The sequence below is a fragment of the Paracoccus sp. MA genome, from assembly GCF_020990385.1.
Lineage (GTDB): Bacteria > Pseudomonadota > Alphaproteobacteria > Rhodobacterales > Rhodobacteraceae > Paracoccus.
Genome location: NZ_CP087598.1, coordinates 1,590,917 through 1,611,707, shown reverse-complemented (window position 1 = coordinate 1,611,707; position 20,791 = coordinate 1,590,917). Strand labels below are relative to the sequence as shown.

The 20,791-nt window shown below is 70.6% G+C and carries 19 protein-coding genes; 7 read left to right on the top strand and 12 right to left on the bottom strand.

What is annotated here, in order from left to right:
- Position 1: 1 nt before the first annotated feature.
- Positions 2-619, bottom strand: coding sequence for a DsbA family protein (locus LOS78_RS15040; protein ID WP_230377360.1), 618 nt, complete (start codon positions 617-619; stop codon positions 2-4).
- 67 nt (positions 620-686) lie between these two features.
- Between LOS78_RS15040 and alkB the strand changes: the two genes are divergently transcribed.
- Complete coding sequence (alkB, locus tag LOS78_RS15035; RefSeq protein ID WP_230377359.1) at positions 687-1,343, top strand: DNA oxidative demethylase AlkB; 657 nt, start codon at positions 687-689, stop codon at positions 1,341-1,343.
- 76 nt (positions 1,344-1,419) lie between these two features.
- Here the strand turns inward: alkB and LOS78_RS15030 are convergent, their stop codons facing one another.
- Together LOS78_RS15030 and puuE are read right to left on the bottom strand one after the other, a co-directional pair.
- Positions 1,420-2,247: a bifunctional allantoicase/(S)-ureidoglycine aminohydrolase gene (locus LOS78_RS15030; RefSeq protein ID WP_028712309.1), complete on the bottom strand. Its 828-nt coding sequence runs from the start codon at positions 2,245-2,247 to the stop codon at positions 1,420-1,422.
- A gap of 87 nt (positions 2,248-2,334) precedes the next feature.
- Positions 2,335-3,747, bottom strand: a complete 1,413-nt coding sequence (puuE, locus tag LOS78_RS15025) for an allantoinase PuuE (RefSeq protein ID WP_028712310.1) — start codon at positions 3,745-3,747, stop codon at positions 2,335-2,337.
- Positions 3,748-3,966: 219 nt separating this feature from the next.
- On the opposite strand from puuE, the gene LOS78_RS15020 reads away from it, so the two are divergent.
- Positions 3,967-5,331 (top strand): NCS2 family permease, encoded by a 1,365-nt coding sequence (locus LOS78_RS15020; RefSeq protein ID WP_198019322.1) that lies wholly within the window; start codon positions 3,967-3,969, stop codon positions 5,329-5,331.
- 357 nt (positions 5,332-5,688) lie between these two features.
- Here LOS78_RS15020 and LOS78_RS15015 read toward each other — a convergent pair whose 3' ends face one another.
- Together LOS78_RS15015 and LOS78_RS15010 are read right to left on the bottom strand one after the other, a co-directional pair.
- Positions 5,689-6,513: a DUF6635 family protein gene (locus LOS78_RS15015; protein WP_230377358.1), complete on the bottom strand. Its 825-nt coding sequence runs from the start codon at positions 6,511-6,513 to the stop codon at positions 5,689-5,691.
- 60 nt (positions 6,514-6,573) lie between these two features.
- A complete protein-coding gene (locus tag LOS78_RS15010) occupies positions 6,574-7,593 on the bottom strand; it encodes a YeiH family protein (RefSeq protein WP_230377357.1) in 1,020 nt (339 codons plus the stop codon).
- 102 nt (positions 7,594-7,695) lie between these two features.
- Here LOS78_RS15010 and LOS78_RS15005 point away from each other — a divergent pair, with 102 nt between their 5' ends.
- A complete protein-coding gene (locus tag LOS78_RS15005) occupies positions 7,696-8,598 on the top strand; it encodes a LysR family transcriptional regulator (RefSeq protein ID WP_028712314.1) in 903 nt (300 codons plus the stop codon).
- Positions 8,599-8,700: 102 nt separating this feature from the next.
- Here the strand turns inward: LOS78_RS15005 and LOS78_RS15000 are convergent, their stop codons facing one another.
- Complete coding sequence (locus LOS78_RS15000; RefSeq protein WP_230377356.1) at positions 8,701-9,999, bottom strand: C4-dicarboxylate transporter DctA; 1,299 nt, start codon at positions 9,997-9,999, stop codon at positions 8,701-8,703.
- 202 nt (positions 10,000-10,201) lie between these two features.
- Here LOS78_RS15000 and LOS78_RS14995 point away from each other — a divergent pair, with 202 nt between their 5' ends.
- From LOS78_RS14995 to LOS78_RS14985, 3 genes are all read left to right on the top strand, one after another.
- Complete coding sequence (locus LOS78_RS14995) at positions 10,202-11,098, top strand: LysR family transcriptional regulator (protein WP_230377355.1); 897 nt, start codon at positions 10,202-10,204, stop codon at positions 11,096-11,098.
- 51 nt (positions 11,099-11,149) lie between these two features.
- Complete coding sequence (locus LOS78_RS14990) at positions 11,150-11,710, top strand: DinB family protein (RefSeq protein ID WP_230377354.1); 561 nt, start codon at positions 11,150-11,152, stop codon at positions 11,708-11,710.
- Between the two features lie 147 nt (positions 11,711-11,857).
- The gene (locus LOS78_RS14985) at positions 11,858-13,990 is read left to right on the top strand and encodes a DEAD/DEAH box helicase (RefSeq protein ID WP_230377353.1); all 2,133 of its coding nucleotides are present in this window, start codon (positions 11,858-11,860) and stop codon (positions 13,988-13,990) included.
- Between the two features lie 7 nt (positions 13,991-13,997).
- Here the strand turns inward: LOS78_RS14985 and LOS78_RS14980 are convergent, their stop codons facing one another.
- From LOS78_RS14980 to LOS78_RS14955, 6 genes are all read right to left on the bottom strand, one after another.
- Complete coding sequence (locus LOS78_RS14980) at positions 13,998-15,236, bottom strand: Hsp70 family protein (protein ID WP_230377352.1); 1,239 nt, start codon at positions 15,234-15,236, stop codon at positions 13,998-14,000.
- Between the two features lie 66 nt (positions 15,237-15,302).
- Positions 15,303-16,040 (bottom strand): sulfite exporter TauE/SafE family protein, encoded by a 738-nt coding sequence (locus LOS78_RS14975; RefSeq protein ID WP_230377351.1) that lies wholly within the window; start codon positions 16,038-16,040, stop codon positions 15,303-15,305.
- A gap of 160 nt (positions 16,041-16,200) precedes the next feature.
- Positions 16,201-16,626 carry a heme-binding protein gene (locus tag LOS78_RS14970; RefSeq protein ID WP_230377350.1) on the bottom strand — a complete coding sequence of 142 codons (426 nt, stop codon included), beginning with the start codon at positions 16,624-16,626 and terminating at the stop codon, positions 16,201-16,203.
- A 28-nt stretch (positions 16,627-16,654) separates the two neighbouring features.
- Positions 16,655-17,872 carry an MFS transporter gene (locus LOS78_RS14965; protein WP_230378526.1) on the bottom strand — a complete coding sequence of 406 codons (1,218 nt, stop codon included), beginning with the start codon at positions 17,870-17,872 and terminating at the stop codon, positions 16,655-16,657.
- A gap of 2 nt (positions 17,873-17,874) precedes the next feature.
- On the bottom strand, positions 17,875-18,348 hold the full coding sequence (locus LOS78_RS14960) for a nucleoside deaminase (protein WP_230377349.1): 474 nt from the start codon (positions 18,346-18,348) through the stop codon (positions 17,875-17,877).
- An 11-nt stretch (positions 18,349-18,359) separates the two neighbouring features.
- The gene (locus tag LOS78_RS14955; RefSeq protein WP_230377348.1) at positions 18,360-19,025 is read right to left on the bottom strand and encodes an ankyrin repeat domain-containing protein; all 666 of its coding nucleotides are present in this window, start codon (positions 19,023-19,025) and stop codon (positions 18,360-18,362) included.
- A gap of 328 nt (positions 19,026-19,353) precedes the next feature.
- On the opposite strand from LOS78_RS14955, the gene LOS78_RS14950 reads away from it, so the two are divergent.
- The gene (locus tag LOS78_RS14950) at positions 19,354-20,742 is read left to right on the top strand and encodes an L-cystine transporter (RefSeq protein WP_028712325.1); all 1,389 of its coding nucleotides are present in this window, start codon (positions 19,354-19,356) and stop codon (positions 20,740-20,742) included.
- Positions 20,743-20,791: the final 49 nt, after the last annotated feature.

Below are 20,791 nucleotides of genomic sequence, written 5' to 3'. Positions count from 1 at the left end.
GCTATCGCGCGCCGCGCGCCTCGGCCACCAGTTCGGCCAGGTCCTCCTTGCCCAGATAGCCGAACACCGCCCGGTCCCCGGCGATGAAGCTGGGCGTGCCGACCAGCCCGATCTCGTCGGCCAGTTCCAGCGAGCGCTCGATCCTCTGCGTGATCTCGGGCGCCTGCATGTCGCGCTGCAGCCGCACCACGTCCAGCCCGACCTCGCGGGCGACGCGCAGCACCGAGGCCTTCTCGGCCTTGCCGCGCATCGCCATCAGGGCCCGGTGAAACTCGGGATACTTGCCCTGCGCCTGCGCGGCCAGCGCCGCCTCGGCGGCAAAGCGCGAGCCCTCGCCGAAGATCGGGATCTCATGCACCACCAGCCGCACGCCCGGATCCGCTTGCAGCAGCGCCGCCACCTCCGGCGCGCTCTTGCGGCAAAAGCCGCAATTGTAATCCGAGAACTCGACCAGCACCGTATCGCCCCGCTCATTGCCCATCACCGGTAGGCCGGGGCCGTTGAACACCGCTTCCTTGATTGCCGCGACCTCGGGCCCGCCGTGATCCTGCGCCTGAACCGGCACCAGGGGCAGGGCGCAAAGCAGCGCCAGGGCGATTGCGGCAAGGGGGCGGCGCATGGCAGGAATCCTTTGCTGTGACCCGACTTGAAAGCCATCGTCCAAGCCCCAGGTCAAGCCGCAGCACATGACAATCCCGTGGGAGGGCAGCATGGAGCCAGACCTGTTCGGAACCCGCCGCGACGAGCCCCTCGGCCCCGGCGCCATGATCCTGCGCGGCTTCGCGCCCGATCCCGCTCTCCTCGACGATGTCGCGCGCATCGCCGGCCTCTCGCCCTTCCGCCAGATGCAGACCCCCGGCGGGCGCAGGATCGGCGTCGAGATGACGAATTGCGGCGCGCTCGGCTGGGTCAGCGACCGCCGCGGCTATCGCTACGAACCGCGCGACCCGCTGACCGGCCGGCCCTGGCCCGAGATGCCGCCGCGCTTCCGGCAATTGGCCGAAGAAGCCGCCGCCCGGGCCGGCTTCCCCGGCTTCCGGCCCGATGCCTGCCTGATCAACCGCTATCGGCCGGGGGTAAAGATGGGCCTGCACCAGGACCGGGACGAGGCCGACATGGCCGCGCCCATCGTCTCGGTCTCGCTGGGCCTGCCGGCGACCTTCCAGTTCGGCGGGCCGCAGCGCGGCGACCCGGTGGCGAAGCACGCGCTGACCCACGGCGACGTGGTGGTCTGGGGCGGCCCGGCGCGGCTGAACTGGCACGGCATCCTGACCCTGAAGCCGGGGGAGCACCCGCTGACCGGCGCCGCCCGCATCAACCTGACCTTCCGCCGCGCCCGCTGACACGCCCGCTGACCGGCCTTCTCGGTTTTCCAAATACCCCGGGGGGAGCCGCGCAGCGGCGGGGGGCAGAGCCCCCTTACTTCCAGATCGGCGCGTGCCGGTTCACGTCCTTGTAAAGCAGATAGCGGAAATTCCCCGGCCCGCCGGCATAGCAGCATTGCGGGCAGAAGGCGCGCAGCCACATGAAGTCGCCGGGGCCGACCTCGACCCAGTCGCGGTTCAGCCGATAGACCGCCTTGCCCTCGATCACGAACAGCCCGTGCTCCATCACATGCGTCTCGGCGAAGGGGATCGAGCCGCCCGGCTCGAAGGTCACGATGGTGATATGCATGTCGTGGCGCAGGTCCGCCGGATCCATGAAGCGGGTGGTGGCCCAGCTGTCATTGGTGTCCGGCATCGGGATCGGGGCGATGTCGCGCTCGTTGGCGATGATCACCTCGGGCTTTTCCAGCCCTTCCACCGGCTGCCAGCGCTTGCGCCACCAGTGGAAGCGCGAGGTCGCATCGCCGTTCCGGACCGACCAGGCCATGCCGGCCGGGATATAGGCGAAGCCGCCGGGCTCCAGCTCATGCGCCTGGCCGTCGATGGTCAGGCTCAGCGCGCCTTCGGTGACGAAGATCGCCGCCTGCACGCCCGCATCGTCCTCGGGCCGGTCCGAGCCGCCCTGCGGCTGCAATTCGACGATATACTGGCTGAAGGTCTCGGCGAAGCCCGAGAGCGGCCGGGCGATCATCCACATCCGCATCCCCGTCCAGCCCGGCAGGAAGCTGGTGACGATGTCGCGCATCGTGCTGGCGGGAATGACGGCATAGGCCTCGGTGAAGATGGCGGTGTCGGTGGACAGGTCGGTCTGCGGCGGCAGGCCGGCGAAGGGCCCGGCATAGGTCGGGGTCTTGGCGGTCATTTCAGGTCTCCGTTGCGCCGGGATCGCACTGGCCCGGTCCGTCTGTGGCGGTTCCCGCCCGCCATGGCGGCAGGCGGGCGGCGGGGCTCAGGCGTCGCCCAGGATCTGCTGCAGGCGCAGCGCGCCGATGCGGCTGACCTGGCGCTCGGCCTCGGCGCGCTCGGTGGCGGTGTCGTTGTCGATGCGCCGGCGCATCGCGGCCATGATCCCCGGCTTGTCGTGGTCGCGCACCGCGATGATGAAGGGGAAGCCGTGCTTTTCCACATAAGCCGTGTTCAGCCGGTCGAACTCGGCGCGCTCGGCATCGGTCAGGCTGTCGAGGCCCGCGCTGGCCTGCTCGGCGGTGCTGTCGGCGGTCAGGCGTTTCGCCGCGGCCAGCTTGCCGGCCAGGTCCGGGTGCGCCCGCAGCACGCCCAGCCGCTCCTCGTCCGAGGCGCTGCGGAACACCTGCGCCATGCGCGCCGCCAGCCCGGCCGGAGTGTCGTGGATGGCGCCCATCTCGCCTTCCCAGACCCGCTCGGCGATCCAGGGCGAATGCTCGTAGACGCCGCCGAATGTCTCGACGAATTCCGCGCGCTCCATCTGCGAGGGGCGCTGCTTCGGCTGGTAGGGATGCGTCCTGGCCCAATGCCGCGCGATGTCGAGCCGGGTGGCGAACCAGACGCCCTCATGCTTGCGGGCATGTTCGATGAATTTCTGCACCGCGATGGCGCGGCCCGGACGGCCGGCCAGGCGGCAATGCAGCCCGATGGACATCATCTTCGGCGCCCCGGCCTCGCCCTCGGCATAGAGCACGTCGAAACTGTCGCGCAGGTAGTCGAAGAACTCGACCCCGGTGCCGAAGCCCTGGCCGGAGGAGAAGCGCATGTCGTTGGCGTCCATGGTATAGGGCACCATCAGCTGCGGCTTGCCGTTATGGACATGCCAATAGGGCAGGTCGTCGGCGATGGTGTCGGCCAGGTATTCGAAGCCGCCCTCCTCGCAGCCCAGGGCCACGGTGTTCATCGAGGTGCGGCCCTGGTAGAAGCCGCGCGGCCGCTCGCCGGTGACGCGGGTGTGCAGCTCGATGGCGCGGGCGATATGCTCGGCCTCGACCTCGCGCGGGATATCGCGGTAGTCGATCCATTTCAGGCCGTGGGTGGCGATCTCCCAGCCGGCCTCCTGCATGGCGGCGACCTGCTCGGGCGCGCGCTCGAGCGCGGTGGCGACGCCGTAGATGGTCACCGGCACGTCCTTCAGCAGCCGGTGCAGGCGCCAGAAGCCCGCGCGCGCGCCGTAGTCGTAGATCGATTCCATGTTCCAGTGCCGCTGGCCCGGCCAGGGCTGGCAGCCGATGATCTCGGACAGGAAGGCTTCCGAGGCGGCGTCGCCATGCTCGATGCTGTTCTCGCCGCCTTCCTCGTAATTGATGACGATCTGCACCGCGATCCGGGCGTTCCCGGGCCATTTGGGGTCCGGCGTCCGTGCCCCGTAACCGATCATGTCGCGGCTGTATCGCATCGCTTGCTTCCCTTTCCCTTTTCTGGCTCACTAGCACTCATCACCCTGCCGCCCATTCAGGCAACCCGCGAATTGCCATAAACAGAACCAAGATTTTCTTGAAAATCCCTGTTTATAAACATCTCGTTGAAACTCTGTCGCTATACCTTGCATTCTCGTTGAAGATGCCCGGGCATATTCTGGCCAGCACGGCGGGCGAACCGCCAATTGGGAGGAACCATGCCAGACAAGCAATCCGGCCTGACGGCCAGCGGCGCCAGCATCAGTCCAGGGGAAGGAACCGTGCTAGACAAGCAATTCGGCCTGACGGCCCATGGCACCAGCATCAGGACGGAGGTGATCGCGGGGATCACCACCTTCCTGACCATGGCCTATATCATCTTCGTGAACCCCGAGATCCTGTCCTCGACCGGCATGGACCGCAATGCGGTCTTCGTCGCGACCTGCCTTGCCGCGGCGCTGGGATCGGCGATCATGGCGCTTTGGGCCAACTGGCCCATCGGCATGGCGCCGGGCATGGGGCTGAACGCCTTCTTCGCCTTCACCGTGGTCGGCACGCTGGGCTTCACCTGGCAGCAGGCGCTGGGGGCGGTGTTCATCTCGGGCCTGATATTCCTGTTCCTGTCGGTGACCGGCATCCGGCGCTGGCTGATCGCGGGCATTCCCACATCCATGCGCAGCGCCATCGCCGCCGGGATCGGCATGTTCCTGGGGCTGATCGCGCTGAAGAACGCGGGCATCGTGGTGGACAATCCGGCGACGCTGGTTGGCCTGGGCGACCTGACCCAGACCGGCACGCTGCTGGCCATCGTCGGCTTCTTCATCATCGCGGCGCTGGACGCGCTGAAGGTGCGCGGCTCGATCCTGATCGGCATCCTGGTCATCACGGTGGTGTCCATTGCCATCGGCGCCAGCCCCTTCGGCGGGGTGATCTCGATGCCGCCCTCGATCGCGCCGACCTTCCTGCAGCTCGACGTGGCGGGGGCGCTGACCGTGGGCATCTTCCACGTCATCCTGGTCATGGTGCTGGTCGAGGTCTTCGACGCCACCGGCACGCTGATCGGCGTGGCCAAGCGCGCCGGGTTGCTGACCGAGGGGCCGACCCATACCAACAAGAACCTCGGCCGGGCGCTGATGGCGGATTCGACGGCGATCCTGGCCGGCTCGATGCTGGGCACCAGCTCGACTACCGCCTATGTCGAAAGCGCCTCGGGCGTGCAGGCGGGCGGGCGCACCGGGCTGACGGCGCTGGTCGTCGCGGGGCTGTTCCTGCTGGCGGTGTTCTTCGCGCCGCTGGCCGGCTCGGTCCCGGCCTATGCCACCGCGCCGGCGCTGCTTTACGTCGCCTGCCTGATGGTGCGGGAGTTCGAGGAAATCCAGTGGAGCGACGTGACCGAAAGCGCGCCGGCGGTGCTGACGGCGCTGATGATGCCCTTTACCTATTCCATCGCCAACGGGCTTGCCTTCGGCTTCGTCAGCTACGCCGCGATCAAGCTGGCGACCGGCCGCGCGCGCGAGGTGCATGCCGCGACCTGGGTGGTGGCGGCGCTGTTCGTCATCCGCTTCGCCTTCTTCATGGAGTGAGCGCGGCTGCCGGGGGGCTGTCTGCCCCCCGGACCCCCCGAGGATATTTCGGCAAGAAAGAAAGGGCCCGCCGGAAAGGCGGGCCCATTGCTTTGGGGTTGGAGGGTCCCGGCCGGCATCGCAAGGCGCCGCGCAGGGGATGCGCAACCGTCCGGGGCGGCAGGGGCCGGGTTCCCGCAGGTCGACGGCCTGGCGTGAAGGGCTTGGTCGGCTCGGGGCCGGCGGTGCCGCTTGGGGATGCGGTTCTTCAACCGGGAGCGGCCGGCGCGTCGCCAGCCGCGGCGTGAGGAAGGGGCCGGGAACAGCCGGCCTTTTCAACGCGAAAGCATTGGCGTCGGGCCGACGGGGCGGGTCTCTCTAGCCCCTCAAGCTGCGCCACAGGCTCAGCGCCGCGTCGGAAAGGTCGCCCAGCCGCGCCAGCACATGTTCGCGCCCGATCCCCGGTCCGGTCTTAGCACGGTCCAGCCGGTGCAGCAGCCGCATGATGCGGCGGCGGTGGATGCCGGCGGCCGTCTGGATCGGATCGGCGGCCAGCCCGGCAAAGGTGGTCAGGACCGAGGCCAGCATGGCCAGCACCGTGCCGGTCAGCAGCAGGTCCAGGGTGGAAAGCTCGCGCGGGAAGGCACCGTACCACATGCGCCCGGCCCAGCTTCCCAGCGCGAAATTCTCGATCGCCTGCGCCTGTGCCCGCAGATGCGCGATCGGCCCGGCCAGCGAGATCACCCCGGGGGTCGCGCGGTGGAACAGCAGCAGCCCCGAGAGCAGGACCAGCAGCGACGTGGTGATCTCGGAGACCGCGTTGCGGGTCTCGGCATAGTCCGAGACGGCGCGGGCCACGGTCTCGGGCGGCGCCCTGGGGGCCAGGCCCTTTGCCGCCAGATCGTCGAGGAAGCCGGACAGATCCGCCTCGATCCGCTGGGCCACGTCGGATTTCAGGAAGATCTGCCGGCGCGACAGCCAGTCGCCCGCCCGGACCAGCCCGATTCGCCGCAACAGCGGCGCGACCAGCCGCACCAGCAGGAACAGCGGCGACAGCATGACGTTGACCGGCGCGCGCAGCAGGTCGAGGCCGAGGGCGTGGCGATGCAGCGCCAGCGTGCCGCGCAGCCCGTAGCGGGCGCGGACGAAGCGGCGCACCTCGGTCTCGCGCCGGGTCAGCGGGCGGGTGTCGGCGGGCTGCATCGCGGCTCCGGTCGGCGGGGTTTCCCCTTATCTAGGTGGTGCCGCGCCCGCGCTCAATGCCTAGATCAGCGCCACCAGTCCCAGGCCGAGGGTCGAGATGAACAGCCAGGCCAGCGCGCCGAGCGCCAGCGGCCGGATGCCCTTGGCCCGCAGCTTGCGGATGTCGGTTTCCAGCCCCATCGCCGCCAGCGCCATGGTCAGCAGGAAGGCGGTCAGGCCGACGACCTCGGCCTGCAGCGCCTCGGGCAGGGGCAGGGCGCTGTTCAGCAGCACCACCGCGACGAAGCCGAGCACGAACCAGGGCGCCGGCGCCGCGCCATGCGCGGCCTTGCCGCCCCGGCGGGCCAGCGCGCCCAGCACCAGGATCAGCGGCGCCAGCATGATGACCCGGCTGAGCTTGGCGACGGTGGCGGCCTGCCCGGCCTCGGCCCCGTGCTGGAAACCGGCGCCGACCACCTGCGCCACCTCGTGCACGGTGGCGCCGACCCAGATGCCGTAATGCGCCGGCCCCAGCGCCATCATCTCGCCCAGCAGCGGCATGGCCAGCATCGAGAGCGAGCCGAAGACCGTCACGCAGGCGATGGCATAGGCCACGTCCTCGTCCGAGCCGCGGGTGACGGTGTTGGTGGCGATCACCGCCGAGGCGCCGCAGACCGAGGTGCCGGCCGCGATCAGTTCGGCCAGCCGCGCCTCGACCCCCAGCGCCCGCCCGGCCCATCTGGTGAACAGGAAGGTCGCGGCCAGCGTCACCGAGATCACCGCCAGCCCCGGCAGGCCCACCGCGCGCAGCTGCTCCAGCGTCAGCTGGAAGCCCAGCAGCACGATGGCAAGGCGCAGCACCCGGCGCAGCGAGAAGGCGATGCCCGGCCGCGCCGCCGCGGGCGTGCCGAAGAGGTTGCGCAGCGCCATGCCCAGCACCATCGCCACCACCAGCGGGCTGAGCGCCGGGATGCCCGAGAGCCGCTGCACCGCCGTCGCGGCGACCGCGATGGCGAGGGTCAGCCCCAGTCCCGGCAGGGTGGCGCCCAGCCAGCCGGCGACGGCAAGAGAATTTTGCTGGCCCTGGTCGGTCGAGGACATGATCGTGCTCCTTTGCCTGTGGGGTGGAACATGGTCCTGAAACGACGTTCAATCCATCGCATTGTATTTGCCATACCGTTCGGTTTTTCTTATGAGTGGCGCATGACCCTGGAACAGCTCCGCATCTTCCTGGCCGTGGCCGAGCGCCAGCATGTCACCCGCGCGGCCGAGGCGCTGAACCTGACGCAATCGGCGGTCAGCGCCGCCGTCTCGGCGCTGGAGGCGCGGCATGGCGTGCGGCTTTTCGACCGGGTGGGGCGGCGCATCGTGCTGACCGAGACGGGCGAGGCCTTCATGGCCGAGGCCCGGGCCGTGCTGGACCGGGCCGAGACCGCCGAGATGGTGCTGGAGGATCTGGCGCGCGAGCCGCGCGGGCGGCTGCGGGTCCATGCCAGCCAGACCGTCGCCAGCTATTGGCTGCCGCCGCGGTTGGTGGCCCTGCGCGAGATGCATCCGGGAATCGAGCTGCGCCTGACGGTCAGCAACACCACCCAGGTCGCCGATGCGGTGCAGGAGGGCGGCGCCGATCTGGGGCTGGTCGAAGGGGCGGTGGCGCATGGCGAGCTGCACCGGCAGGTTGTGGCGCGCGACCGGCTGGTGCTGGTCATGGGCGCCGCGCATCCCTGGGCCGGGCGCGAGGCGCTGCCGCCGGCCGAGCTTGCCACGCAAGGCTGGGTGCTGCGCGAGCCGGGTTCGGGCACGCGGTCGGAATTCGAGACCTGGCTGGGCGGGCAGGGGCTTTCCGTCTCCGCGCTGCCGCTGGCGCTGGAGCTGCCCTCGAACGAGGCGGTGCTGGGCGCGGTCGCCTCCAGCCGGTGTCTTGCGGTGCTGTCGCAGCGCGCGGTGGCGCGGCCGGCCGCCTCGGGCTGGATCCGCACCCTGCCGCTGCCGGGGGCCGAGCGGCCGTTCTCGTTGCTGACCAATCCGCGGCGCCACCGCACACGGGCCGCGCAGGCGCTGATCGGTATCCTGACCGACGAAGGCTTCACGACCGGACTGCCCTGACATGAAAGGGCCTGCGCCATCGGGAGGGAAGGCGCAGGCCGTCTTCTCGGCAGGGCGACCGGGTCCGTCGCGCTGGTCCCGGCCGATCCGCGAGGGACCTCGTTACCCGTGCTGCGGCTGCGACATGGGCGCATCCTCGTCCAGCACGTCCAGGGTCGGCATGTCCTCGCCGTCGAGGATGCGGCGGGCGCGGTCGCGGTCGATATCGCCCACCCAGGAGGCGACGACCACGGTGGCCACGCAATTGCCCAGATAGTTTCCCAGCGCCCGGGCGATGCCCATGAACCAGTCCACCGACAGCACCAGCACCAGCCCGATGGCGGGAATGGCCGGGATCGCGGCCAGCGTCGCGGCCAGGATCACGATGGCCGAGCCCGGCACCCCGTGCGCGCCCTTCGACGTCACCAGCGCCACGCCCAGGATGGCCAGCAGGTCGGTGGTGGACAGCGGCGTGTTGGTCGCCTGGGCGATGAACACCGCCGCCAGCGTCAGATAGATCGAGAAGGCGTCGAGGTTGAAGGAATAGCCCGTCGGCACCACCAGGCCCACGGTCGAGTCCTTGATGCCCAGATGCTCCAGCTTGCGCATGGTCTGCGGCAGCACCGCGTCGCTGCTGGCGGTGCCGGCGACGATGCCGACCTCGGTGCGCATGTAGCGCAGCAGCTTGATGATGCTGAAGCCCGACAGCCGCAGCACGAAGCCCAGCACCACGAAGACGAAGATGGCGATGGTGACGTAGAACAGCCCGACCAGATAGCCCAGCTGCGCCAGCGAGCCGATGCCGTATTGCCCGACGGTGAAGGCGATGGCGCCGAACACCCCCAGCGGCGCCAGCCGGACGATGAAATACATGACCTTGAAGGTGACGTCACCCGTCAGCTCGATCATGTGCAGCAGCGGCTTGCCGCGTTCGCCCACCAGCGACAGGGCGCAGCCGAACAGGATCGCGACCAGCAGCACCTGCAGGATGTCGCCCTGGGCGAAGCCGCTGATCATCGTGGTCGGGATCAGCTTCATCAGGAAGTCGACGGTGCCGCCGCTGGTGACTTCATGCGCGCGGTCCACATAGGCCGACAGCGCCGAGGCATCCAGCTGGCTCACGTCGATGTTCATGCCGTGGCCGGGGCCGAACAGATAGGCGACCGCGATGCCCAGGGCCAGGGCGATGGTGGTGATGATCTCGAAATAGACGATGGCGCGCACGCCGACCTTGCCGACCTTCTTCAGATCGCCCGCGCCGGCGATGCCATGCACCACGACGCAGAACACGATGACGGGGATCAGCATCTTGATGAGCTTGATGAACCCGTCCCCCAGCGGCTTCATCTTGGCGGCGAATTCCGGCGCGAAGAAGCCGGCGACGACCCCCAGCACCAGCGCCACGCAAACCTGTCCAAACAAGGACCTGGACCAATTCGGCATGTGTTTCCGTTCCTCCCTGTGACGGAAGGGGCGGGCCGCGGCCCGGCGCGCTTCCGGATGCGTCTCCTCTCGCATCGGCGGCGCGCGGTCGCGGCTGACCCCTCATGCCAAGATTGTTGGCGAATGTTGCATCCGTGTCTAATATCGATTTACCGCTGATCTATACGGTGATGCTATGAGAATGCGCCAGCTCCGCTGCTTCGTCGTCCTGGCCGAAGAGCTGAACTTCACCCGCGCCGCCCGACGGCTAAACATGTCGCAGCCGCCGCTGAGCACGCAAATCCAGACACTTGAGCGCGAGGTGGGCGCGGAACTCATCCACCGCACCAGCCGCAAGGTGGCGCTGACGCGGGCCGGCGCGCTGTTTCTGCCCCGGGCGCGCAACATGCTGGACCAGTATGAGCGCAGCCTGCAGGAGATCCGCGAAATCCAGCAGGGCCAGGACGGTTTGCTGGAAATCGGGGCAACCGGCTCGATCCTGCGCGGGGGCCTCTCCGAGCTTCTGGCGCATTTCGCCCGGCTGCATCCGCGAATCACCCTGCGCGTCCACGAACAGACCCCGGCCACGCAGATCACCGAGGTGCTGAGCCGGCGCACCGATGTCAGCTTCAACCGTTCGGTGCCGCGCGACGAGGAGCTGGTCCATGAATACGGCTGGCGCGAGGAGATGGTGGCGCTGGTGCGCAGCGACCACCGGCTGGCCGGGCGCACCTGCGTGTCGATCGACGACCTGCGCGAGGACCAGCATGTCGTGCTGCGCCCCGACAGTTCCGATTTCGCGGCCTATGTCATGGCCTGCATCGTCGCCTCGGGCTATCGGCCGCGGGTCTCGCAGCAGGTGGTAGACGCGCAGTCGATCCCCAGCCTGATCGTCGCGGGCTTCGGGGTCAGCATCGTGCCGGCGGGCATCGCCAGGCTGACGGCGGGACCGCTGACCTTCCTGCCGATCCGCCCCGATCCGCCGGTCTCCGAGGTCTATATCGTCTATCACCACCGCGACCCGGTGCCGGCGCTGCAACTGTTCCTGGCCGAGATCCGCCGCAGCCTGGGCCACGATCCCGCCGGGCCGCGGCGCTAGAGGCTCGACCCGGCGGGCGCGGGGCGGCATCATCGCGGCAGGAGGTGCCCGATGACCCTGATGCTGCGCATGCTGCGCAAGCTGGCGCAGATGAACCGGCTGGCCAATGCCCGGCTGCATCGCGCCTGCGCCGCCCTGCCGCCCGGCGCCTATGAGGCGCCGCGCCCGTCCTTCTTCGGCTCGATCCGCGCCACGCTGAACCATATCCTGCTGGTCGACCGCTTCTATATCGACGCGCTGGAGGGCCGGCCGCTTGATGAGGCCGCGCAGGCCGAGGCGCGGGATTGCCCCGACCTCGCGCGGCTGTCCGAATGGCAGGTGCGGATGGACGACCGCCTGCTGGCGCTGGTCGCGGCGCTGACGCCGGACGCCCTGGCGGAAATCGTGGCGGTGGACCGGGGCGCGCGCGTCCAGCACGACCGCCGCGACGACCTGCTGTCGCATCTGTTCCAGCACCAGACCCATCACCGCGGGCAGGTGCATGGCCTGCTGTCGCAGGCCGGCACGGTCCCGCCGCAGCTGGACGAATTCATCGTCGGCGACGATGCGGCGGTGCGGGCCGAGGACATGGCGCGGCTCGGCTGGACCGAGGATCAGCTGATGCGGCCCTAGTTTCGCTTTGACTTGCGGGCCCGGACAGGATAGGCGGGCGGCTTGGCTCCGCGTTCCGGGCCGGCGGGCCGTTGGGAGGGCCCGGCCGCAAAGGGGAATGGTGCCTTTCACCGGATGCGCCCCCGCATCCCCTTTCTGGCGAAGAAGATGAACGAACATGATATTGCCGCGCCCTTGGCCGCGGCGCTGGCGGCCAAGGGCTATGCCAGCCTGACTTCCGTGCAAGAGGCCGCCCTGGCCCCCGAGGCGCGGGGCCGCGACGTGCTGGTCTCGGCGCAGACCGGCTCGGGCAAGACGGTGGCCTTCGGGCTGGCCATGGCCGGCGACATCCTCGACGGCGACAGCCTGCCCGAGGCGGGCCGGCCGCTGGCGCTGGCCATCGCGCCGACGCGCGAGCTGGCCTTGCAGGTCGCGCGCGAGCTGGGCTGGCTTTACGAGCAGGCGGGCGTGCGCATCGCCACCTGCGTCGGCGGCATGGACTATCGCACCGAGCGCCGGGCGCTGGAGCGCGGGGCGCATATCGTCGTCGGCACCCCCGGCCGGCTGCGCGACCATATCGAGCGCGGCTCGCTGGACCTGACCGGTCTGCGCGCCTGTGTGCTGGACGAGGCGGACGAGATGCTGGATCTGGGCTTCCGCGAGGATCTGGAATTCATCCTGGGCTCGGCGCCGGCCGAACGGCGCACGCTGCTCTTCTCGGCCACGGTGCCGCCGGCCATCGAGGCGCTGGCCCGCGACTTCCAGCGCGACGCGCTGCGCATCCAGGCGATGGGCGAGGCGCGCCAGCACGGCGACATCGAATATCGCGCCCTGTCGGTGACCACCCGCGACCGCGAGCACGCGATCTTCAACACCCTGCGCTATTACGAGGCCAGCCGGGCGATCATCTTCTGCAAGACCCGCGCCAATGTGAACCACCTGCTGGCGCGCATGGGCAATCGCGGCTTCAAGGTCGTGGCGCTGTCGGGCGAACTGTCCCAGCAGGAACGCAGCCATGCCCTGCAAGCCCTGCGCGACGGAAGGGCGCGGGTCTGCATCGCCACCGACGTGGCGGCGCGCGGCATCGACCTGCCGGGGCTGGAACTGGTGATCCATGCCGACCTGCCGACCAATCCCGACACGCTGCTGCACCGTTCCGGCCGCACTGGCCGGGCGGGCGCCAAGGGCACCTCGGTGCTGATCGTGCCCTCGGCGGAATACAAGCGGGCGCAGCGGCTCTTGCAGCGCGCCAAGCTGGTCGCGGACTGGGGCAAGGCGCCCTCGGCCGACGAGGTGCAGGCCCGCGACGACGAACGCATGCTGGATCATCCGGCGCTGGCCGAGGCGCCGGGCGAGGAGGCGGGGCTGGCCGCCGCGCTGCTCGACCGCTTCGGCGCGGAACGGGTCGCATCGGCCTTCGTGCGGCTGTGGCGCGAGGGGCGCCCGGCGCCCGAGGAGCTGTCGGAAAGCGTGGGCCCTGCGCCTTCTGCGCCGCGCGAACGGGGCGAGTTCGGCCCGGCGGTCTGGTTCCTGCTCTCGGTCGGTCATTCCGGCCGGGCCGAGGCGCGCTGGCTGCTGCCCAAGATCTGCGAGGCGGGCAACATCACCCGCGACGCCATCGGCGCGATCCGGGTCAAGACCGAGCAGACCTTCGTGCAGATCGCCGCCGCCGTCGCGTCGAATTTCGGCGAGCGGATCGAGCTGGAGCCCGGCCTGACCATGCGCCGGATCGAGGGCGAGCCGGTTTTCGAGACTGCCGCCGGGCGCGACAAGCGGCCCGGTCGGCAGGAGTATTTGCAAAACGGTGAAACGGCAGGGGCGGCGTCCCCCGCGCGCGAGAAAAAGCCGCATCGCGGCCAGGCGCCGCGCCCCGCGCGGCCCGAAACGCCGGAGCCGCGCTTCGAGGACAGGCCGAAGGCCGAGCCGAAGCCCAAGCCGGCCCGGCGTCCGGCGCTGCTGGACCCGGAGGCGGTGAAGCCGCGCGCCGCCCGTCCCGCGCCCGTCCGCGAGCCTGCGCCGGAAGCCGAACCGGCGGAAGCGCCGCGCAAGGCCCGCTGGAGCAGCGAGAAGAAGCAGGCGCAGAAGACCGCCGCGCCGAAGCCCGGCCCGCGTGCGGGCCTGAAATCGGCGGGCTTCAAGTCGCATGGCGCGCTGCGCGACGACCGGCCGGTCCGGGGCGAGGGCGCCGAGGCGCGGCCGAAACGCGCCGCGGGCTTCAAGTCGCACAAGGCCGCGGGCGGCTGGCAGGGCAAGGGCGGCGACAAGCCCTTCCGCGCCGGGCCGAAATCCGGCAAGCGTTAACGCGCGGTCAACGCGCCGTCGCCAGAGCCAGCCCGTCCACCACGGCGGTGAAGGCCCCCGCGCGCAGAAGCTGCGCGCCGGGGCAAAGCCGCAGCGCCTCGTCGGCGACCAGGCCCATCAGGCTGGAGCCGCCGACCAGGATGATGCTGCCGACCTGATCCGGCGCGATGCCGGCCAGCCGCAGCGTCTCGGCGGCGGCGTCGTGGAGTTCGGCGCGATGGCCCGCCAGCGCCGCGTCGAGCGAGGCGGGCGAGATCGCCGGCGCCAGCCCCGGCGCGACGAATCCCATGGCGATCTGCGCGCCCTCGCCGGCATTGGCGGCGATCTTGCCGCGCTCGACCGCGAAGGCCAGCTCGTGGCCCAGTTCCTCGTCCAGCACCGTCACAAGGCGGTCCATGGCGGCGCGGTCCACCGCCATGCGGGCCATCCCGGCGGCCATGCGCCGCGTCTCGGGCACATAGAGGAAGGGGATCTTCGCCCAGGTCGCCAAGTCGACATAGATCGCATTCGGCACCGGCAGCAGCCCCGGCCCCATGGCGCGGCGCAGTTCGCCGCCATGACCCAGTGCCGGCATGGCATGGCTGAGCGAGACCTGCTGGTCGAAATCCGTGCCGCCCAGCCGGATGCCGTGATTGGCGAGGATGTCCAGCCCGTCGCCCCGGCTGCGGAAGGCCGAGAAATCCGAGGTGCCGCCGCCGATATCGACGATCAGCCCGATCTCGTCCGGCCGGCCAAGGCCGTGGCTGGCCAGCGCCGCCGCCTCGGGTTCCGGCAGGAAGGCGACCTCGTCGAAACCCGCCGCCAGATAGCAGCCGCGCAGGTCGGCCTGGGCCTGCGCGTCGCGCGCCGGGTCGTTCGAGTGGAAATGCACCGGCCGGCCGGAAAGCGCCCGGCGGAAGCGGCGTCCGGCCGCCGTCTCGGCCCGCTCGCGCAGGGTGGCGAGGAAGGCGGCGACGATCTCGGAGAGGGTGCGGCGCTTGCCGGCGATCAGCCGCGATTCGTGGAACAGGCCGGTCCCGAGCACGCTTTTCAGCGCCCGCATGTAGCGGCCCTCGTCGCCCGCGATCAGCGCCTCGGCCGCCGCCGCGCCGATGCGCATGGCGCCGCCGCGGGCCGGGAAGAACACGGCGGTGGGCAGGGTCTCGGCCCCCGGCTCGATGGCGAGGCGCCGCGGCCGTCCGTCCTGCAGGATCGCCGCGGCCGAGTTCGAGGTTCCGAAGTCGATGGCGAGCATGTCGTTTGGCATTTCCTGCGCCTTCTTTTCGCAAAGCCCGGGCTGGTAGCCTGTCCGGCGGCGCGGCGCAAGCCGGGGTCAGAGCAGGCCGGCCAGCGCCCGCGCCCCGGCAAGCCCGGCCGACAGCGCCATGACCCCCAGCGCCAGCCCGCGATAATGCCGCGGATCGAGCCGGCGGAACAGGTGCCCGCCGACCCAGGTGCCCGAGACCAGCAGCGGCAGCAGCGCCAGGCTGAGCCCCAGCGTGCGCAGCTCCACCGCACCGGCGACGGCCAGTCCCGGCAGGGTGATCAGCGCCGAGACGAAGAAGAAGATCATCATCGAGGCCCGCGCCCGCGCGGCCGGGGTGCCGCTGGCGACGAAATAGGCCACGGCGGGCGGACCGGGCATGGCGGCGAGGCTGCCGAACAGGCCCGACAGCGCCCCGGCCGCCAGCGCCACGCCGGGGCCCGGGGCCACGCGGCGATGCGGCTGGCGCAGCATCATGCCCAGCCCGGCCAGCGAGATCGCCGCGATGGCGAGCCGCCCGGCATCGGGATCGAACAGCGCCAGCGCCGCGATGCCGAAGGGCATGCCCAGCAGCGAGCCCAGCGACAGCCGCAGCACCTCGGCCCGGTCATAGCTGCCGTGCAGATGCATGAGGTCGCGAAAGCCGACCATCACCTGCAGCAGGATGGTGCTGGCCACCGCCATGCGCGGCTCGACGATCAGCGACATCAGCGGCACCGCCGCCAGGGCGAAGCCGAAGCCGGTCAGGCCGCGCAGGATGGCTGCGCCGAAGACGGCCGCGGCGATGGGCAGGAACCAGAGCAGCATGATCTCTTGCAGGCAGGTGAGGCCTCCCCGGGCCCGGGCGGCAAGGGAACGCGCCTGCCTTATCCGGCAGGCTGCCTGGCGTCCAGACCCGGCCCGGCCTGCGCCCGCCCGCCGTGGCCTGCGGGGAACGGCCGGGATCCCCGGCCCGTTCCCCCGGCGATCAGGCGCGCTGCGCCCGCCAGTGGTCGATGCCGGCCTGCGCCACCGCCTGGTCCTGCGCCGGCGTGCCGGACGAGACGCCGATGCCGCCGACGGTCTGGCCGTCATGCTCGACCGGCAGCCCGCCGCCCACCACCATCAGCCGGCCGCCGATGGCCGAGGAAATCCCCCAGGCCGGTGCGCCGGGCTGGCTGGCGGCGCCGTATTCATGCGTGGCCTTGCGCGCCGCGGCAGCGGTGAAGGCCTTGTCGATGGCGATGGTCGCCGATGTCACCTTGCCGCCATCCATGCGCGAAAAGGCCAGAAGCTGGCCGCTTTCGTCGGTGACGGCGATGCACATGGGCACGCCGACCTCGCGGGCATGGGCTTCGGCTCCGGCGATCAGCAGGCGTGCGTCCGCCTGGTCCAGTCGGGTGATGGTCAGCATGGTTTTCCTCCTCCTTGTCGAAAATCGTTCACTCGGCCGGTGCGGCGTCAGCGCCTCGGGGGCCGGGATGGCGCAGGGCGCCGCGATAGCTTGCCGGCGACAGGCGCAGCGTCAGCCCGCCGACCGCCAGCACCGCGGCCAGATGCAGCGCCCAGCCGGGGGTGAAGCTGCCGGTCAGATCGTGCAGCAGCGCCAGGATCCAGGGCGGGATCGCCGCCAGCAGGAAGCCGCCGCCCTGCATCAGCGCTGCCAGCGCGCCGGCCTGCGCCGGGTCGGGCAGGTGGTCCAGCGCCACGATCATCATCAGCGAGAAACAGCCCCCGAGCCCGGCGCCCAGCAGGAAGGCGATCGCATGCGGGGCCGCTTCGGGGCGCAGGGCCAGCATGGCGAAACCCAGCAGCTGCAGGGCGATGCAGCCGCCCAGCCAGGGCCGGCGGTCGCTGCCGCGGCTGGCCAGGACCGGCGTGGCCAGGGCCGAGACGGCCTGCCCGACCGCCAGCACCGCCAGCAGCCCGCCACTGGCGCCGGCCGGCCAGCCGAGATCCTGGAAGGCGGGCGCAAGCCAGGCCACCGAGGATGAATAGCCGCCGTTGATCAGCCCGAAACAGGCCATGAGCAGCCAGACCCGCGGCAGGCGCAGCCAGCGGCCCAGCCCCGCCCTGCCGCCGGCCTCCCGGGTCCGGGTCTCGCGCGGCAGGGCCAGCGCCACCAGCAGCGCGGTCAGGGCGGCGGGCAGGGCCAGCCAGCCAAGCGCCAGCCGCCAGCTTCCCGACCATGCGGCGATCAGCGGCGCGGCCTGCGCGCCGAAGGCGCCGCCGCCCATCATCATCGCGGCGTAAAGCCCCATGGCCAGGTTGATGCCGCGCGGGAATTCGCGCTTGATGATGGTCGGGAACACCGCCTGCACCACCGCCGCGCCCAGGCCCAGCAGCACGGCCGAGCCCAGCATCTCCAGCGCCGAATGCGCCGCCAGCCGCAGGCCCGAGCCGAGGCTCAGCACCATCAGCGCCAGCACGGTGGCGCGTTTCGCGCCCAGCCGCGCCTGGATCGCCGGTCCGAAAAAGGCGCCCGCCCCCATCAGCAGGACCGGCAGCAGGGTCAGCAGCGACAGGCCCTGCATGGACAGGCCGGTCTCGGCCGAAATCGGCGCCGCGACGGGGCCGACCCCGGTCAGGAAGGGCCGCAGCGTTAGCCCGACCATGGCCACCACGGCCAGCATCAGCGGCCGCGCCGCCCGGCCCGGCATGGTCACGCCCGGCCCTGCCGCGCCTTCCACTCGGCGTAAAGGTCGCCGGCGCCCTTTGGACGCACCGGCAGATGGCGGATTATCATCGCCTGCTGGGCCAGCGGCTTCGCCAGCTCCTCGTAAAGCGCGGCGGTGGACAGGCCGAAGGGCGCGCCCTCCTGGTTCGAATAGGCGAAATGCACCTCGGTCACGCCGGCCAGCCGCATGGCGGCCAGGCACATCGGGCAGGGCTGGCCGCTGGCATAGACCGCGCAGCCCGAAAGATCGGGCGAGCCCAGCCGCAGCGCGGCGGCGCGCAGGGCCACCAGCTCGGCATGGGCCGTCGGGTCATGGGTGGCGACGGTCTCGTTGACGCCGGTCGCCAGCACCTCGCCGCCCCGCACCACAACCGCGCCAAAGGGGCGCCCGCCGGCCTGCATGTTGCGATGCGCCAGCATCACCGCCTGTTCCAGATAATGCCTTGCCTGATCGGACATCGCCCTTCCTTTCATCTTGCGCCGGCTTCGGCCAGCCGTGCCGCGATCGCCGCGAATCCCATGCGGCGGGCATGGGCCAGGGGCGAGATCCCCTCGCCATCGGGCAGGTTCACGTCGGCGCCGGCCGCGATCAGCAGGTCGACGATCTGCTGCTGGCGCGGGCCGCCATCGCCAAGGAGGATCGCCTCCAGCAGCGCGGTCCAGCCCAGCCGGTTGACGTGATCGACATCGACCCCGGCCTCGATCAGGCGGCGGACGGTCCCGACATGGCCGCGCTCGGCGGCCGGGATCAGCGCCGTGCCGCCAAAGCGGTTGGTGCTGGAGAGATCGGCGCCATGGGCCAGCGTCAGCTCGAGAATCTCCAGATGCCCGCGCGCCCCGGCATAAAGATAGGGGCTGTCGTGGATGGCGTCCCTGGCGTTCACGTCGGCGCCGGCCTCGATCAGCGCCCGCGCCGCCTCGACCCGGTTGGCATGGGTCGCGACCAGCAGCGGCGTGCGCCCCTCGGCATCGCGGGGATCGACGGGCGCGCCCCGGGCCAGAAACTCGCGGATCAACGCGGCGTCGCCCTCGGCGGCCGCGCGGAACAGGGCCGCTTCATGCAGGGTCCCTGCCGCGCCGGAACCCGCCGAGGCGCCCAGCAGGAACGCGAAAAGGATGGCGAGAAGCTTGGGCATGGCCTGCCTTCGGATTGCGGAGCGCGCGCGTGCGGGCTGGCCCGGTCCTTGCGCGGCGACGAGGGATCGCAATGGCCCGCAAGGGCCGGGCCGCCTGCACGATATCGCAGCAGCTGGCCGGGAATAACCCCCGATATCCGAATACAGTCTAAAGAATCCGTTGAATATCGTGCCGCCAGGCCGGAATCGGGGGGCTTGCGAAGCGCGCGCCTGCTTCCTTTATCGAGGAAATGGCCCGCAGGCCGCGCGAAATCCGCGCCGCCATGCCTATACGCCGGACGGGCAATATGGCTTCATGGGTCAACCTGAAATTGCCGGAGATGCGCGAATGGCATCCGTTTTCATCAATCTTCTGATCTTTGCCGCACTGGTCGTGGTGCTGGTCCGCCTGCAGGGCGGGCAGATGTCGCTGTCGGTGCGGGTCTTCATCGCCCTGATCCTGGGCACGCTGTTCGGGATCGGGCTGCAGCTGGCCTATGGCAACGACGCACCGTCGCTGCAGACCACCATCGACTGGATCAACGTGGTCGGCAACGGCTATGTGCAGCTCCTGCAGATGGTGGTGATGCCGCTGGTCTTCGCGGCGATCCTCAGCGCGGTGGCGCGGCTGCACGACGCCTCGGCGCTTGGCCGGATCTCGGTCCTGACGCTGGGCACGCTGCTTGCCACCACCGCCATCGCGGCCTTCGTGGGCGTGGTGATGTCGCTGGCCTTCGGCCTGACCGCCGAGGGGCTGGCCCAGGGCGCGGCCGAGACCGCCCGGCTGACCACGCTGGAGACCAGCTACGCGCCGCGGGTCGCCGACCTGACGGTGCCGCAGCTGCTGCTGTCCTTCATCCCCAGGAACCCCTTCGCCGACCTGACCGGGGCCAACCCGACCTCGATCATCGCGGTGGTGGTCTTCGCCGCCTTCCTGGGCGTCGCTGCCATCCGCCTGCTGCGCCGCGACCCGGAAAAGGGCCGCAGCCTGCTGAACCTGATCGACATCCTGCAAGCCTGGATCAGCCAATTGGTGCGGCTGATCATGGTGCTGACCCCCTATGGCGTCATGGCGCTGATGACCAAGATGGCGGCGACCTCGAATGCGGCCGACATCCTGAACCTGGGCAAGTTCGTCGTCGCCTCCTATCTGGGCCTGGCGATCATGTTCGTCGTGCATGCCGTGCTGCTCAGCCTGACCGGGGTGAACCCGCTGACCTTCTATCGCAAGATCGTCCCGGCGCTGACCTTCGCCTTCTCCAGCCGTTCCAGCGCCGCGACCATCCCGCTCAATGTCGAGATCCAGACCCGCCGTCTCGGCGTGCCGCAGACCATCGCCTCCTTCTCGGCATCCTTCGGGGCGACCATCGGCCAGAACGGCTGCGCCGGGCTCTATCCGGCGATGCTGGCGGTGATGGTGGCGCCGACGGTCGGCATCAACCCGCTGGACCCGGCCTGGATCATGACGCTGCTGGCCATCGTCACGCTGTCCTCGGCCGGGGTCGCGGGCGTGGGCGGGGGCGCCACCATGGCGGCGCTGATCGTGCTGCCGGCCATGGGGCTGCCGGTGACGCTGGTGGCGCTGCTGATCTCGGTCGAGCCGCTGATCGACATGGGCCGCACGGCGCTGAACGTCTCGGGCTCGATGACGGCGGGCACCGTCACCTCGCAGATCCTCGGCCAGACCGACAAGGCCATCCTGCAAAGCCGCGAAGAGCGCGGCATGCAGAACGCCTGACGACCGCGCCCGGCGCCGCCCGACCGCGCGGCGCCGGCTTTCACCGTTT